We start from the raw sequence: 16,761 nt of genomic DNA, 5'->3' as shown, positions 1-16,761 counted from the left end.
GTCTAAATTCTTAAGTGATGTCTAAAGTTTGGTGAACTTCATAAAGATATGATATATAGGCATAATAAAAATATTAAATACAGATAAAGAAAAATAATCTTCAAAAGTAATGTGATTTCTGACATAATATGCAAAAATTTTTCATTTAACTAACAGAGAAAACTCAATTATGGATGAGATACAACTCTCTGCGGCCAAAAAAACAGTGATTGGAATTCAATTTCTGTTTGTTGCATTTGGCTCGACAGTTTTAGTCCCTCTTCTTGTAGGACTTGATCCCGCAACAGCGCTGTTTACAGCAGGAATAGGTACCTTACTCTTTCACTTGGTGACTGGTGGTAAGGTACCTATTTTTTTAGGCTCAAGTTTTGCCTTCATTGCTCCTATCATTGCTGCAACCAAAGAGTGGGGAATGCCAGGAACCATTGCCGGTATATCTGCAGTAGCCTGTGTATACTTTGGCATTTCCTTCCTAATTAAATGGCAGGGAAAACGAGTTCTGACCCGCATCTTCCCTCCGGTGGTAATCGGTCCTATCATTATTCTTATCGGTTTATCCTTAAGTGGAGCCGGTGTTGATATGGCCAAAACCAACTGGACATTAGCAATAATTTCCCTTGCAACAGCAATTGTAGTTCTGACTTACTGCCGCGGTATGCTGCAGCTTTTCCCTGTAATCTGCGGAATTATTGTTGGCTATGCCTGCGCTGTGTACATGGGAGTTGTTGATTTTACAGCTGTCAAGGAAGCTCCTTGGTTTGCACTCCCAAGCAGTATCTCCAATTTCCATCTTCCTGAGTTTGCCTGGGAGCCTTTCGTATTTATGATTCCGGTTGCCATCGCACCTGTGATTGAGCACATCGGTGACGTATACGTAATCAGTGCAGTTGCCAAAAAGGACTTTATTGCTGATCCTGGTCTGCACCGTACCATGTTCGGTGACGGTTTAGCCTGTCTTGTAGCTTCATTCCTTGGTGGACCTCCAGTTACCACCTACTCTGAGGTTACCGGTGCAATTCAGATCACCAAGGTAAGTCATCCTCAGGTTATCCGTATTGCAGCAGTCACAGCGTTAGTATTCTCTGTATTTGGTAAGCTTTCTGCACTGCTACAGAGTATTCCTCCTGCAGTTTTAGGCGGAATCATGCTGCTTCTGTTCGGAAGCATCGCATCAGTTGGTATTCAGAGCATGGTCCAGAAGAGTGTAGACATGAACAAGACCCGTAATCTGATTATCGTCAGTGTTACATTAACTATGGGTATCGGCGGTGCAGCTTTAGGTTACGGTTCCTTTATGTTTACAGGAATCGGCTTATCTTCAATTGTTGCTGTGGTTCTAAATCTGGTACTGCCAAGAGGCAGAAATTAGTAACCGGTCTAGGGTCTAGTCAAGCGGATAAAAAACGACAAATTAGGAAAGGGAGCTATTTAGCAGTAGCTCCCTTAATCTTTGGTTGGAAATATATTAACTGAATATTCTGCTTAGAAGTTATCCATGTGAACTTCAAAGTAGCTCTGTGGATGATTGCATACAGGGCATTTCTCTGGAGCCTTGGTACCAACTACAATATGGCCGCAGTTACGGCACTCCCAGACGGTAACACCTGACTTCTCAAAGACTTCCTTAGCCTTTACATTCTCTAACAGCTTACGATATCTTTCCTCGTGGCGTTTCTCGATGGCTGCAACACCGCGGAACTTTTCAGCAAGCTCTGTAAAGCCTTCTGCATCAGCATCTTTTGCCATCTGATCGTACATATCAGTCCACTCGTAGTTTTCACCCTCTGCAGCTGCCAGAAGATTCTCTTCGGTGGTGCCGATACCGCCTAACTCCTTGAACCACAACTTAGCGTGTTCTTTTTCGTTATCTGCAGTCTTTAAGAATAACTCTGCAATCTGTTCGTAACCGGCCTTTTTAGCAACTGATGCAAAATAGGTGTATTTGTTGCGAGCCTGAGATTCACCTGCAAAAGCGGTCTGAAGATTCTTTTCAGTCTTTGTTCCCTGATATTTATTTCTCTTTGCTGCATCCTGCTCTACAAAAACATTTTTGTAATGACAGATTGGACACTCTTCTGGAGCCTCAGGACCCTCGTGTACATAGCCACATTTTGTGCAAACAAATGACATAGTATTCTCCTTAGTTAAAGAATAAGTTAAGCATGTGTTATGGAGTTATCTCTTTATCTGTATTTACACTCCAAAATAATAAATACAGTGAAAATCTATTTTTATAATAATTGTATTTAGAAAAGCTTATTAAGCGTCAGCCTTGTTTTTACATATCTCGCAGATGCCCTCTAAAAAGACATTGCACTTTTCAATTTCATTATTGGTCTGACTTGCAAAGACATTTGTAATCTTAGAATAATCTTCGATAAAAATATCGCTGACCTGCTTACACTTTTTACAATAAAAATGTGCGTGAGGCTGAGGATTCGGATCAAAGTGAGTAATTCCGTCACCAACTTCAATGGCCTGAATCTCACCGATCTCGTTTAAGAACATTAGATTACGGTAAACAGTACCTAAAGACATCTTTGGGTACTCTTCCTTGATTTCGTTATATAGTTTCTCTGCGGTAGGATGATCGATACGTCCGCATAGATATTCTCGTATCACGTTACGCTGTTTACTGTTTCTTCGCTGTAGCATAAAGGGTGAATCCTAACTGTAAAATTTTCACGTTTAGTCTTTATTAGTATAAAGACATATTTATGATTATAAAGAAATAAAAAGCAATTTTGTTAAGTAGGTATTGTTATAAATAGTAAACATTACTGTAATAAATTAAAAAAAATTATCTTTATATACAATATGTTTAATAATTTACGTTACTTAATAGTAATAATTTTTATTAAGAAAATCAAGAGGCTTTTTTATCATTTTGTCTTATACGGTTTACCATAAATAAATAAGAAAAAATGGTAAATAATAGGGCAGAGGCTAGAGCAAAAACAGCTCTTTCCCCAATAAGCATGATAATTACAGCACTAAAGACAGGACCTAGAATATTACCGCACTGAGAGGCACTGTATAGAACAGAGAATGCTTTAGTCTGATTCTGATGATTTATGTGTTTTGCAGTAATAGAGTTGGCTGCAGGAATAGTTGCACAGATACATAAACCGAAAACAAACTGCATGATACTGAACATCAGAATACTGCTCATCTGATACTGCAGCATATAGGCAACCGCAGCACCCAATGTACTTAACATCAGAACTTTTAAAAAGCCTTTTTCAGAACCGAATCTTGACCAGAGCGGGGCTGCCAGTACACCTGCAATACCACTTAAGGAGAAAATAATGCCGGATAGGGCCAGAGGCTCATTAAATGTAGTCATGCTGTCCACATAATCAGCAAGCATCGGTACGACCATCATGATTACAGCCGAATTCACTACAATACAGCAGCAGAGCGAAACAATAATAGGATCTTTTAATATCTCTGATAAAGGCAGAATCTCACTTATGCTGTTTTGATGCTCATGAACTGGAGGCTCCTTTAGAAGCAGGATATTGATGAGACATACTACAGCTATAAGAATAAAGATACATAAATAGCTTTCACGGACTCCAAAGAATTCAGCCATAACACCGCCCACAGCAGGGCCAATAATAGTTCCCAGAAGATTGATGCTCTGTACATAGCCGATTCTTAACTGAGTCTTTTTATGATCTGTAGAGAGTGAACTTGTAAAGGCCATAATCGCAGGCATCATACCGCAGGCAAAGCCCTGTACGGCTCGGGCAATACACAGTATCAGAGGAGAAGTGGCAAGATAGGCGCACAGATAAGAGAGAAACAGGATAAATGATACTCTTATAAGCATCTTCTTTCTGCCGAATTTGTCTGCAAAGTGTCCCCAGACAGGGGAGATAAAGATATTAACCACAAAGGTTATGGAGTAGCATAAGGTAGTATATAAGGCCAGATCGGATGACTCTGCTCCTAAATCCTGCTTAAGATAAACCGGAAGAAAAGGCAGAACTAAAGTGTTCGAAGCACTTATTACAAAAACATTTGCATACAAAAGGATCAGGGTAAAAAGTGCTTTATCCATATATTAACCCTAATCCTGTTTTGGCTGAATATCTGTAACTTTGATCTGATTTGCTGCTTTTTTAAAGGACTCCGGAGCAAAGAACAGAATATAAATTCCCATACAGAACATTAATATTCCGGAGAATACATAAACATAGCTGTAGGAGGTCAGGGTTACAATCAGACTTCCGATAATAGGGCCTAAAGCACCGCCAAGCATCTGGGCTGAAGCCATAAGACCAAAGCCGATTCCTCTTGAGGAGGCTGGTGTAATCAGTACCAGTATTGAATTGGCAGAAGGGAATACTCCGGAGAAGCCTAGTCCGCAGATGAACTGGATTGCGCCAAAGATAATCAGGTTATCAGGAATTCCCTGCATAGTCAGCATGAAGCCTGCAAATAAAAAGGCTACTGTTATGGTTTTGGCAAAGCCTTTTTTCTGTCCGGTTCTTCCCCATAAAGGCGAGGCAATAGCTCCGGCCAGACCTCCAGAGGAGAGAATAAGTCCTGCAAGCAGAACAGCATCATCAGCATTATCAGCCATACTCTGTACATAGAGCGACATAATAGGCTGAATTTCCATAATGGCAAAATTGGTCAGTCCTACACATAAAAGCAGAATAAGAATATTTACATTCTTAAGACAGTCCATTGTGGATACTGTTTTTTTCTCAGCTTTTTTAAGTTCCTTATCTGCAGGAGGCTCCTTTAAGATAAAGATACTCAGTACACAGATGGTAAACAGGGCTGCAGAGCCTATGAAAAAAGAATTTCTCATGCCAAAGGAAGTTGCAAGAATTCCTCCAAAAAGAGGACCTAAAATACCGCCGCAGATGTTGGCACTCTGCATAAGTCCCATGCTTAATCCCAGCTTATTCTTTGGTGCATAGGCAGAAATCATCACCAGACAGGCAGGCCAGAGACCTGCGGCAATACCCTGAAAGGCTCGAACCAGAAATAGCTCAAAGGGGGAAGTAACAATTCCACCTAAAAAGTAGGTGATGGATAACAGGATACTTGATCTGATAATCATAGGCTTTTTTCCCATCTTATCAGAGAGCTTGCCCCAGATTGGGGACATGAAGGCACTTACAGCAAAGGTGATGGAAAAGGTAAAGCCTGACCACATGGCAATTTCATCACTGGTAGCCTTCAGTTCATTCTGCATGTAAAGAGGAAGAAACGGTATCAGCATGGTGTAACTTGAACTCATCATCAAAGCAAAAGTTACCATCAAAGCTAATACTACTTTCCAGTTCATCGTATATCCTAATTTATTCTTATATATTTCTTTATTCTATTTATTATCTGCCTGTTGTTTCTTTATGACAGATTTTTAATAATTAATCTAAATTTTATGAGGGAAGAATATCTTCAGTCTGTCCTTTGAGGTATCCGGGAAGATATAGCTTCCAATAACACTGAAGATTAAACCGCAGGCGGTACCGATCACAATATTGTGGAAGGACATGAATTTAAAGCCTGTAGCCATACACACTGTATAGACGCCCAGACCAAAGATTATTCCTAAAAGAGCTCCACCGGCATTCATTTTCTTCCAGAAAAGTCCTAAAACCAGAGGCCAGAGGAATGCAGATTCCAGTCCGCCAAAAGCAAACAGGTTAACCCACACTACAATATCCTGTGGATACATGGCTAATAGGATAGCAATAAATCCTATGAAGGATGTAATAAAAATTGTCACAAACTTACTGTTTGCACTAAATTTATCTTTTTTGCTCTCTTTTTTATCATGCAGCTGCGAGTAGATATCAGATACCACCGCAGAGGAGGCAGAAATCAGAAGCGAGCTTACTGTACTCATGGTCGCAGCCAGAGGTCCTATGATGGTAATTCCTGCTAAAATCGGATGCATATGAGTTGCAATCAGGATAGGAATAACGGCATCAGTTCCGTTTTCTGGAAGCTCAAGAATCACACCGCGGGAGAGCACTCCTAAAAGGGTCATGCCAATCATAAGTGCACCGCAGACTACAGTTGCAACAAACATGGCCATGTGCAGATCTGAGGTGCTTCTGTAGGAGAGAGCTCTTACAGCAGACTGAGGCAGGGCAACTGTATAAAAGCCAACCAGTAGCCAGGCTGAGAATAAAAGAGAATATGGCAGAGCACCATTGGCTGTAACCTTAAGATTAGCAGAAATACCATCCTCGCCAACATTGGTATTGCGGATAACCTCCATGATCTGAGTTAGTCCGCCTCCATCCTTTATGATTACATAGCCTAAGGTAATCATACCGGTAATCATCAGAAAGGCACACAGTGTATCAGTCAGCACCACCGCCTTAAAGCCTGAGGAGGTATAGATGACAGTAACTGATGCGAAGATCAGAAGACCTAGCTTGTAATCAAGACCTGTAATGGCAGTAAATATCTGTGCGCCGCCAATAAACTGTCCCACCACCATAGCGGTAAAAAAGATTAGAAGCACTATGGATAAGAGCAGCGTCAGGGATTTGTTGGCATAGCGATAGTGAATGACATCGATTATGGTGTAGGCTTCAATTTTTCTGCCGATAATTGCCAGTCGCTTGCCAATCAAACCTAAAAGTAAAAAGCCAGTGATAATCTGAGGGGCAGCAAAGACTACCCAGCCAAAACCAAGATTCCAGGCAACACCGGGGCCGGAGATAAAGGAGCTTACCGAGCCATAGGTAGCAACCAAAGTCATAGCCAGTACAATACCGCCTAAAGAACGGTTGGCTATAAAATACTCTTTTTTGAAATCTTCTGCTTTTTTAAGATCTTTTTTGGCATAGACTCCAATCAGGATCATCAGCGCAAGAAAAACGAGAACCGGAACTAAGGTCATTTGTTATCATCCAAATCAAAGTCTTTCATAAAGTATTTAATCAGTACGGCAACACCCACTACTGACAGCAGATAGCCGCCAATGCAGGAAACCACAAACCACAGAGGCATCTGCCATAAAGACACCTGACAGTTCTGCAGAATAAAAATGGCGCCCCAGAAAAAAATGAAGATTACAAGGGACAGGATCAGCGTATAAAGCGCTTCCTTATCCATCTGTACAAATTTTTTTGCATACTGATTATGTTTACTGTTCATAGCCACTCTGACTCTGTAAAAAAGCTTATTTCAAAACAAATATACTTACAGCTAACTAAAAGTTTAGTTTATTTATAAAGAAAAAAAGCAGCTAATTTTTGTTTAGCTGCTCTTTGCAGGAAAAACAGAAATTATTTAACCAGTTTCTTTACAAAATCCTTTACGGAAGAACCAAAATCAGGATTTCTTAAGGCATATTCAATAAAGGTTTCCACATAACCAAGCTTATTGCCGCAGTCATGGGACTTACCCACGATATTATAAGCCTCAATATCCATCATATGCATAAGAAGTTCGATTGTATCGGTAAGCTGGAACTCTCCGCCGGCACCTATAGGAGTCTTCTTAAATAATGACCAGATTTCTGCAGGCAGAACATAACGGCCAACTACAGCAAGATCAGATGGAGCCTCATCTAAGGATGGCTTTTCAACCATCTGCTTAATCTTGCAGGACTCACCTGGTTTTAGAGTCTTGCCTTCAATATCCACAATACCATAGCTTGAGACGTTCTCATGAGGAACTTTCTCTACCATGATCTGAGGAGCACCGGTTGATTCAAATTTTCTGACCATAGCAGACAGATTGTCTTTTTTAGGATCAGATGCCATATCATCAACAATAACGTCAGGCAGAATGACCGCAAAAGGATTCTTTCCGACAATAGGGAACGCACAGGAAATTGCATGAGCCAGACCTTTAGACTCACCCTGACGAACATTCAGGATAGACACATCTGAAGGAATGATGTTCTGAATCTCAGATAAAAGCTGTCTTTTAACACGCTTCTCTAAGGTTGCCTCAAGCTCAAATGAAGTATCAAAATGGTTTTCGATGGCATTTTTGGAAGCGTGGGTAACCAGAACAATATTTTTGATTTTTGCTGCAATGGCTTCATTAACCACATACTGAATCAGAGGCTTGTCCACCAGAGGAATCATTTCCTTTGGAATAGCCTTGGTTGCTGGTAGTAATCTTGTACCCAGTCCTGCAACAGGGATTACTGCATATTTAATATTTCCATAATTCTGATCTGGCATTGTCTTACTCCGTATATTCTATTTTTCTAGATTTTTCATTATTTCCGGGTACTTTTTAAGCAGTACAAAACCGCAGATTAAGGCAAACACTCCATTTAGTATGGCATTGCCAAAGGTCTTGTAGTCTACCCAGATTTCCTCTGCTTCTATCTCAGTTACTCCGATTAGAGCAGGAAGATAGAAAGCAATGACTATATTTAAAAGTCCTGCAAGTACAAAGAACACCATCCACCACAGGCTTAGGGTGTTATAGGCCTCTTCAGGCAGAGGCAGCTCCTTTTCAAAAAGGAAGGCAAAAGGATTTTTCTTGAGAATAAACTGAAATACAAAGATTGTGGCAGCAAAAAGCATATTAACCACAGTGACCTTCCATTTGATAATGGCAGGATCATTTAATAAAACGGTTGGCAGACCAAAGATAAGAATAGCAGCAACTAAAAAGATCTGCATTCTTGAAAGCTGTCTGGTCATAAAGTATTCAATAGCAGTAGTAATCAGACAGGCAACTACAATAACAGCTGTAGCCAGTATCAGATTTGAAGTCATCTTATAGGTGACAAACCATAAAATGACAGGTAAAAACTGTAGAATTTTTAACATGTTATTCCTAATTACTGCATAGACTCACCGTTATTCTCAACGATGTTCTGTGTTGGGGCTGAGCTTTCGCTTTGAACATCCTCAGAGGATGCAGCTCTGTTTTCATTTTGAGTAGAGGCTATTTTATCACTAGATTTGACAGTTTTGTCATTCTCTTTGGTTTTAAGTTCCTGTTCAAGCTGTTCACGGCTCAGAAGATCATTAACCTTAAGTGCAGGAGGCTCCATTCTTGAGTAGAAAATACCTTTATTATCAGCCTTTAGGATCTTAATCTGCTCATCGAGGAATCTGATTTCATCACCAAAGGATAAATCATAGCTTAAGGTTGGTTTGGAGATGGAAGAGCAGTCATTTACAGCAAATTTTAAAGTATTGCCATCACGTCCGAAATAAACAAGCGATGGGGCACATAAACCTTCAGTGGTATGACTTTTCTTGGTTACCACATAGCTGATGCTGTCATCTACAGCACAGGAGTTCACCTTTAGCGCAGATTTTACACACAGTGTCTTTGGTGTATTTTTTCTAATAACAAGATAGTCAATAGGATCACATACCGGACAGCTTTTTACCTTATGGCCAGCTCCGTTATCTGTTGTAAAGAGAACTTCCTCTTCGTCAATGCTTACAGCTCTGTATTCTCCCTGTGGAATAGTTATGGCATTTGATACGGTATCAAAAGGAATAATCAGATAATGATTGGTACAGGTTTCATCTGCAATTTTCAGAGATGAACCTACCGCAGCAAATGCGGTTTCATTTGTTTTAGGTCTGTAGGAGAGACTGCAGACACTAATCTCAGATGCCTGCACCGGAACACTACAGCATAATGCTAAAGGAATAAGTAATAATGACACTATTTTCATACAGTTACAGTATAGCAAACTTACCTGAAACAAAAATGTAGGGAGGATAAAAGATTGAGAATAATTTTATGATTTTTAGAGAAAAATCATAAAAAACCACGGACTTTGCCGTGGCTATTATCTATTCTTTGAAAACACCGAAGTGTTCCATTGAAAAAGCGACTCTCTCCTTGATTGAAAGTCGGTGTTTCTTGGTGATAGCCTCAATCAGACGCAGTCTTGGCAGAAGTCCTGCATTGTTACAGATCTGAATGGCAAGACCTGGACGGGCATTAAGCTCAAGCAGCATCGGACCTCTGTCTCTATCAAGAACAATATCGGTACCGATATAGCCAAGTCCTGACATATCGTAGCAGGAGGAGGCCAGCTCTAAAACCTCATGCCAGTGAGGTACCTTAAGTAAACTCAGATCCTTGTCGGTATCAGGATGAATTGTAACCGGCTCATTGAACTGTACAGCACGTACTGCTCGACCGGTACGCAGACAGATACCAACACCCACAGCGCCCTGATGCAGATTTGCCTTGCCGTCTGATGCTGCAGTAGACAGTCTCATCATACTCATGATAGGGAAGCCCTGGAATACAATTACACGAGTATCAGGAACACCGTCATAGCTGTAGCCTGAGAACACATTATCAAAATGAATCAGATCCTCAATCAGAGCAATATCCTGCTTGCCGCCTAAGGAGAACAGACCGGCCAGAATATTGGTGATATGTCTTTTCAGCTCATGGGTAGGAATTTCCTGACCTGATGCCTTTATAAAGTTACCGGAGGTCTTTGATCTGTCCTTGATAACCAGAATACCCTTACCGCCAGAACCGTGGGCCGGCTTGATACAGAATTCAGTATGATCACCTATGATGTTGAAGATATCCTCAACCTGATGCTGATTCTCAACAGAACCAATCAGTACCGGAGTATTGACGTGGTTTTCAAGCGCAATCTTTTTAGTCAGAAGCTTGTTATCAACCAGAGGAAACAGGGAACGCTTGTTGTATCTGCCAATGTAATTGACATTACGCTGATTCATTCCCATGATACCGTCGTCTCTCATTTCAAATGGAGAAGCGTAACGGTTCTTAAATTCCTTTATCTTTTTAAGAAGATCCATTTACTCATGATCCTTCTTTGTTTCTTCCTCTTCAACCTTAAGCTGAGCCTGTTTTTTCCAGGTTCTGTAGGTATTGTGAGGATCTGCCTTAATCTCTTTTAACTCTTCCTTTAATCTTACGGACTCAAGTTCAGTTTCATCACCGTTTCTGAAGTTCTTGATCTGAACAGCCAGAGGCTTGAAGCGTTTCATTTCGGAGAGTCTGAAACCGGTATAGTTACCCATAATCAGAACTAAGGACAGCAGAATCAGCTGCAGGCCTAAGAAATTGAAGCTTAAGTGCTGAATAAAGAAGCTGCTCATGGTCAGATAGGCACATACAGCAACAAACAGAGAGCCGCCGCCCTGCTTGATAACTTCCTTATAGCCTTCTTCTTCCCACAGAATACTCATTCTCTCAATGGTCCATGAAAGAATAATCATAGGGAAGAAAGTAATCTTGACACCTTCGGTTAGACCAATCTTATAGGTAAAGAATGAAATAAAGCCGATGAGGGCAATAACCGTAATAATCACCGCTGAAATTCTGGCAACCAGCAGCAGATTCAGATGAGACAGCCAGGAGCGTACAATCAGACCAACACCTACGATTGACACAAAGCCAATCAGACCGATCCATAAAGAAGTCTGAAGGAAGGACATGGCAATCAGTACTGGCATGAAAGTACCGGAGGTCTTGATACCAACGATAACACGCAGGAATACCACGATTACAACACCAATAGGCAACAGCAGCAGAGTTTTGAACAGTGACTGTTCTTCAACAGGAAGCGCCTGAAGTGAGAAAGGAATCAGCTCCTCACCTGCAACCATATCAATATTAGCTTTTCGATTACCGGCTTCAATTGCACTTACTGAATTGCTTATGGTGGTAAAGCTTACTGAAGCATGCTTACCGCCGGCTACATCTAAAATTGAGGTTCCGTTATCAGTCCAGATAATCTGATTCTTCTTAAGTCCGCTGTGACCGGTGTTAGGATCAAAAACCTTGTACTCAGACTTGTCAAAAACGGCAACATAATTATGAAGTCTCTGGTTTCTTCTGCCATCTTTCAGATCAAGCACACCAACGGTTCTGGCATGAACATGACCGATGTTCAGAATGTGAACCAGAAGTTCTGGCTTCTTGTATTTTGAAAGAAGCAGAGAGGTAATCTCATTGTCTAAAGACAGCTCATGGATAATCTGATTTGCAAAAGAGTATGGATTTGAACTTCTTGAACTTGCAGTTGAGGCAATCTCTCTCATTGCAGTTGCATATGGTTCTGACTCAACACTTTCCTCAAGAGCAGGAACAATCATTGAGCTTTCTGAGGAATCCTGATCAACCAGAATATCTGCTGTATAGTAAAGGATTTGTAGGCCCTGAGGATTTCTCTTGGTCCACTCAACAAAAGTGGTACCATCTTTTTTTACATAGTTAACACCATAGCCTAGGCTTGCAGTATTCTGCTGCAGCTGGGTAAAACCAGGCTGAACAGCTGGAAGGGAGAGTTTAACCTCGCAGGCCTCTCCAAGATTAGGCTCAAATTCAACCTTAGCCTCAACGGTCCAGATTTCTCTTGCAAGATTTGGAACAAATGGGACACTGAATGTAATTCTCTGATAAGCAATCAGAAGAATACCTGCAAGAAAAAGAATAGCTGTTACAAAATAAAATAATCCGCGGGAAACCATTTTCTATCCTTGATATCTGATCTTATGAACGACTCTTTTTAGAATTTCTTGAAAGCTCTAAAGCGGCCTTCTCCTTTTCAGTCAGTTCCTTTTTCTTCTTTTCATCTTTTTTCTTGTCTTCACTGGTCTTTTTTACTGGATCTTTTTTGATAGCAGGTTTGCTGCCGTTTTCTGTTTCAATTTTGTCTCTCACAGATGGCAGTGCCTTGTCTGGATTGGTTCCAAGACTCTGTGCATTGTCTTTTGACAGAGTAGCAGTCTGTCCGCCGGCATTTTCTTTCTGCAGCTCATCATATTTCTGATTTACATCAATACCTTTCTTCTTGTTATCTTCGTAATCATCAATGGAAAGGATCAGTAAACCATCCTTATCAGTACGTTTCTGTACATTGTTTCTGGCAACATCAACTACAGCAATGTCAGTTAGAAGATTTCTTCCGATAAGAAGGGCAAACTGCATCTGGGTTCTGTCAATCAGATTGAACTCAGCTTCAGTTGAATAGTCACCGATCTTGATATTAAGCTTAACTACAGAACGGTAGCTGTAGCCTTCGATTGAGGACTGTCTTAGGCGGGTCTGTTTTACGTATGGAGCTTCAACATTAATAGTGCGATCATTATGGACAATATTGAATCGCATCCATTTTTTACCGTTTCTTTCAAACTCAACCACATCTGAGGCACTGATGGAAGACTGAGAGGCACCGGTATCAATTCTGGCATCAATAGTTGCGTTGGCTTCTTTTACATAGACATACTCTTTCTGACCTAAAATCATCTTTCCGTCAGGAGTCTGCAGATTATAGTTGCGCAGAGGTTTGATCATTTTTCCTCCAAGGCTTTCGCGTTCTGCAAGAATAGCATCATATACATACTGATTCTGTCTCTGTACTGATTTCAGTTCCTCTAGAACCTGTCTTTGCAGCTTCAGATTAGAATTTTCAATCTCGGATTTGATTCCGCTAAGGGTGGCTCTCTGGGAATTCAGTTCACCATTGATACTGTCAATAGTTCCATTTAATTTGGTGAATTTGTCATTGATATCATCATCTGTAGATGCTGCCAGAGCAGACTGGCATACAAAAAAAACGGCAGTGGCTAGTATTTTTGCATTAAGACGCATTTTTATTGTCCATTATTGTTCTTGGAAATTTCCAACCGTGAAATATAGCACAAATCACAGTTAGCGATTAAGCTTAGCCCAAAATAAATAAAAATAATTTAGTTGATTTTTTCTATTTTTTTGCTTGTTTGAATGATTAGGACTGTCATTGTAATTACTTTGACTTAGATCTCAGTTAGTTAATATTGATAATAATAATTATTACTATTTATTGATTTAATTTTTTTCTTTATTTAATATATAGATAGTGAATAAACATATTTTTTTGAACACTATCTTAGATTTTCTCCACTTATTAAATAAGTAATTCAAGGTACAGATTATGATTAACAATAATGTAAGCAGATTAAGACCTGATCCCAGCGGATGTGTCGGAAAAGGTGTCCCTTTCCAGAGAATCAGACGTGTTACTGGATATCTGGTCGGGACTTTAGACAGATTCAATGATGGCAAAAGAGCAGAGGAGTCTCAGCGCGTAAAGCATATGCATGTTGCCTGATATGCTTTAATATAGGATCTTTAAATTTTCTCTATTGAATTTCATGACTTAGGTCATATAATGGTAAAAAATCTGTTGAAATTATAGGTCCTATAATAAATGAAAAAATTATCTCTTCTTTTTATTGGTGTTGCACTATCCCTAAATGCTTCTGCTGCATGGCACTTTACTCCTTACGGCAGTTTTACCTCTAAAACCAAGGTAAAGAACTCATATAACAAGGCATCTTATTCTGTATACGGCTTTGATGCAGGTAATGAGAACTTCACTTTTGGTTATAAGAGAACCACTTATGACTTTGACTGGAAAACCACAGGATTTGAGCATCTGAATCTTATCTATGCAGATGCACACTATGCTGGTGAGATTACCGGAAATCTAGGCTATGATGTTGGTACTTATCTATCCTTAGGTTATGAGAATTCCATCAAGGTTTCAAAAAGCTATGATCTTGTTCCTCACGCCGTTTTAACCTATGACTTCCAGAATGACTGGTCAATGGTAGCCGGTGCTGGAGTTTCATTCAACAAAGCAAACAATTATGGTTTCGGTATTATCGGCTTTAAGTACAGAAATCCTTCAGATTTGGGATTTTCTGCATCTCTAGGCTATCCAAAAACATCTGCAAACTACAGATTTACCGAGTACTTCGCATTAGGTGCTGATGCAGGTGCAATTCAGGGCGGACATTATTATCTTGACAGGTCAAAGGTGTATGCACAGGAGAAAGGATATAACGCCAATCTTTTTGCTCTGATTACTCCATTTAATCAGTTATCTGTTAAGGCTGGTGTTGGCTACAACATTGACAGAGAAATCAAGTTCTACAGAAACAGAACCTATTTTGGAAATATGAAGTTCGATAACGAGGCAAGCTTTTTCGTAAACGGAACTCTTGCTTTCTAATTATCTTCATCCAATCCTTCAAATCTGTATGGCAGTTGCAGAACATCAGAACTGTAACTGCCTATTCCTAGTCTTTTCTGATCATTCTGTATACACCTTTCAGCGTTAATCCCTGTACAACTGTGGTAAAGAAAACAATCGCATAGGTTGCGCCCATGATGTACTGGAAATGCTCCTCACTGACCATATTCTGTGTACTCATGGCTAGAGCAATACACAGACCACCACGAAGACCTCCCCAGGTCATAAGCACGGTAAAGCCGTTTCTTGTGAATTTATCAGGTATTTCCTTAATAAAGAAAGAGCAAATATAAACACTTGCGCCACGACCAATGAGATTACTGAAAAAGGTTGCAAGACAGATAACCACTACGGCATTCATTCTCATAATCATGAGCACAGAAAGTCCCATAATCACATACAGAACAGAGTTTAGAAAATGATCAATAGCTTCCCAGCAGATATCAAAACTGCTGAATGAATTCTGTACTTCCTCGCTCTGCTTTTCTCTCCAGTCTGAGAACATAATGCCGCATACTACACAGGCAATAGCTCCTGAACAGTTGAAGTACTGACATAGCAGATAGGACAGAGAAACACATAGAAGACTGATGTAAATCCTCTGTTTGAAATCATCTTCCTTACTGAGCAAGCCGTAACAGATAAAACTTACAACCGCACCGATCACCATGGCCCCTGCCAGTTGATGAATCAGTACAGAGAAAACGGAGGTGTCAGGGGAGGCGTTGGCGATAACCATTCCCGAGAAACAGACAAAAACCGCAACACCTACACCGTCGTTCAACAGAGATTCTGCCTCAATTAAAAATCCGGTTTTCTGAGGCAGGCCGAATTTGTTGAGAATGCTTGTAGCTGCTATAGGATCGGTTGGTGAGATTATACTGCCTAACATCAGACATTCAGCAAAGGATATCTGCATGGAAAAGGCAACGGTGATAGCATAGAAAATCACTCCATAGATTACCGCACCTAAAAAAGTAGCGACAAAGGAATATATGCCGACTGAACGGGCCTGCTTTAAAAAATCAGAAATCTTTAGATGACAGGCTCCGGCAAAAAGCATAAAACACAGAGCACCATCCATCAGAAATGATTCAATGTTGATTGGCTGAAGTCTCTGCATCAGTTTTATGACAGAGGTATCTAGAAAATACTTGCTGGCTCCCACGTATATTGCTCCTAGAATAGTTGCAAACAGCATCAGGGCAATTTCATAGGAGAAATGAAAGAATTTGCGGTTAATTAAATTAAATATAATTACCAGAAACAGCAGGGTGATTATAAGTGGAAGAAATCCCGTCATAAAACATGTCCTATAGCTACACCATATATGGGTATTATAGAGTCAAGTCTTATATATAAGGTGTGGGGATTGTACTGTTTTGAGAGCTTGCATACAAAGAAACATCAAGCAAAAGAGAATTTTGTGACATTGAAAAAGCGTGAATTAAAAAAATTTGCAGCCAATCATATTTTTTTCGGGTCTGTACAGAAAAGTGTGGGATGGTAATAAGAGCGTGAAATAAAAAAAGGGTCTACGTTATAATTTTAAGTGAACAAAAAAAACAAAATTAAAACGAGACCCAAGAATGAATATTACAGATCTAGACTCATTTAAGCAAGACCATGGTTACATTTCTGTTGATCCTTTGGAAGGCTTCATATCTTTACCTTCAGGTTTAGATTGTTTTAAACAGACTCACTGCAGACTACAGAGAGTCAACAGAAATGATGGAACTAAGGTAAATCCATTAGTTAGAAGGCATGATGAGTAT

17 protein-coding genes are annotated in these 16,761 nt (G+C 40.1%); 4 read left to right on the top strand and 13 right to left on the bottom strand.

Annotated elements, in window-relative coordinates; all coding sequences use genetic code 11:
• The first annotated feature begins 169 nt into the window (after positions 1-169).
• Positions 170-1,369, top strand: a complete 1,200-nt coding sequence (locus BM308_RS09880) for a uracil-xanthine permease family protein (protein ID WP_074944891.1) — start codon at positions 170-172, stop codon at positions 1,367-1,369.
• Positions 1,370-1,482: 113 nt separating this feature from the next.
• Here BM308_RS09880 and rbr read toward each other — a convergent pair whose 3' ends face one another.
• The 12 genes from rbr to BM308_RS09820 form a co-directional block, all read right to left on the bottom strand.
• Positions 1,483-2,130, bottom strand: a complete 648-nt coding sequence (rbr, locus tag BM308_RS09875) for a rubrerythrin (protein ID WP_074944889.1) — start codon at positions 2,128-2,130, stop codon at positions 1,483-1,485.
• A 129-nt stretch (positions 2,131-2,259) separates the two neighbouring features.
• Positions 2,260-2,655, bottom strand: a complete 396-nt coding sequence (locus BM308_RS09870; RefSeq protein ID WP_074944887.1) for a Fur family transcriptional regulator — start codon at positions 2,653-2,655, stop codon at positions 2,260-2,262.
• Positions 2,656-2,866: 211 nt separating this feature from the next.
• Positions 2,867-4,066 (bottom strand): MFS transporter, encoded by a 1,200-nt coding sequence (locus BM308_RS09865; RefSeq protein ID WP_074944886.1) that lies wholly within the window; start codon positions 4,064-4,066, stop codon positions 2,867-2,869.
• Positions 4,067-4,075: 9 nt separating this feature from the next.
• A complete protein-coding gene (locus tag BM308_RS09860; protein ID WP_074944884.1) occupies positions 4,076-5,308 on the bottom strand; it encodes an MFS transporter in 1,233 nt (410 codons plus the stop codon).
• 87 nt (positions 5,309-5,395) lie between these two features.
• Positions 5,396-6,880: a sodium/pantothenate symporter gene (gene panF / locus BM308_RS09855; protein ID WP_074944883.1), complete on the bottom strand. Its 1,485-nt coding sequence runs from the start codon at positions 6,878-6,880 to the stop codon at positions 5,396-5,398.
• Positions 6,877-7,137, bottom strand: coding sequence for a YhdT family protein (locus tag BM308_RS09850; protein ID WP_074944881.1), 261 nt, complete (start codon positions 7,135-7,137; stop codon positions 6,877-6,879). Before BM308_RS09850 ends, panF begins: the two co-directional genes overlap by 4 nt.
• Positions 7,138-7,268: 131 nt before the next feature.
• The gene (gene galU / locus BM308_RS09845; RefSeq protein WP_074944880.1) at positions 7,269-8,177 is read right to left on the bottom strand and encodes a UTP--glucose-1-phosphate uridylyltransferase GalU; all 909 of its coding nucleotides are present in this window, start codon (positions 8,175-8,177) and stop codon (positions 7,269-7,271) included.
• Positions 8,178-8,195: 18 nt separating this feature from the next.
• On the bottom strand, positions 8,196-8,777 hold the full coding sequence (locus BM308_RS09840) for a septation protein IspZ (RefSeq protein ID WP_074944878.1): 582 nt from the start codon (positions 8,775-8,777) through the stop codon (positions 8,196-8,198).
• A gap of 11 nt (positions 8,778-8,788) precedes the next feature.
• Positions 8,789-9,634 (bottom strand): hypothetical protein, encoded by an 846-nt coding sequence (locus BM308_RS09835; RefSeq protein ID WP_143098601.1) that lies wholly within the window; start codon positions 9,632-9,634, stop codon positions 8,789-8,791.
• Between the two features lie 130 nt (positions 9,635-9,764).
• Positions 9,765-10,760, bottom strand: coding sequence for an alpha-L-glutamate ligase-like protein (locus BM308_RS09830; protein ID WP_074944874.1), 996 nt, complete (start codon positions 10,758-10,760; stop codon positions 9,765-9,767).
• The gene (locus BM308_RS09825; RefSeq protein WP_074944873.1) at positions 10,761-12,437 is read right to left on the bottom strand and encodes an inactive transglutaminase family protein; all 1,677 of its coding nucleotides are present in this window, start codon (positions 12,435-12,437) and stop codon (positions 10,761-10,763) included.
• A 22-nt stretch (positions 12,438-12,459) separates the two neighbouring features.
• Positions 12,460-13,560 (bottom strand): ATP-dependent zinc protease family protein, encoded by a 1,101-nt coding sequence (locus tag BM308_RS09820; RefSeq protein ID WP_074944872.1) that lies wholly within the window; start codon positions 13,558-13,560, stop codon positions 12,460-12,462.
• 322 nt (positions 13,561-13,882) lie between these two features.
• Between BM308_RS09820 and nrdD the strand changes: the two genes are divergently transcribed.
• Positions 13,883-14,059, top strand: a complete 177-nt coding sequence (nrdD, locus tag BM308_RS13235) for an anaerobic ribonucleoside-triphosphate reductase (RefSeq protein WP_074944871.1) — start codon at positions 13,883-13,885, stop codon at positions 14,057-14,059.
• A gap of 99 nt (positions 14,060-14,158) precedes the next feature.
• Positions 14,159-14,965, top strand: a complete 807-nt coding sequence (locus tag BM308_RS09810) for a hypothetical protein (protein ID WP_074944869.1) — start codon at positions 14,159-14,161, stop codon at positions 14,963-14,965.
• Positions 14,966-15,032: 67 nt separating this feature from the next.
• On the opposite strand, the gene BM308_RS09805 is transcribed toward BM308_RS09810, so the two are convergent.
• Positions 15,033-16,289, bottom strand: coding sequence for a cation:proton antiporter (locus BM308_RS09805; RefSeq protein WP_074944868.1), 1,257 nt, complete (start codon positions 16,287-16,289; stop codon positions 15,033-15,035).
• 286 nt (positions 16,290-16,575) lie between these two features.
• On the opposite strand from BM308_RS09805, the gene BM308_RS09800 reads away from it, so the two are divergent.
• On the top strand, positions 16,576-16,761 hold a 186-nt coding region (locus BM308_RS09800; RefSeq protein ID WP_143098600.1), incomplete at its 3' end, for a hypothetical protein.

The sequence above is a fragment of the Succinivibrio dextrinosolvens genome (assembly GCF_900116345.1).
Lineage (GTDB): Bacteria > Pseudomonadota > Gammaproteobacteria > Enterobacterales > Succinivibrionaceae > Succinivibrio > Succinivibrio dextrinosolvens_B.
Note: the sequence above shows the minus strand (reverse complement) of the source record. Positions and strands in the feature narration are given on the sequence as shown.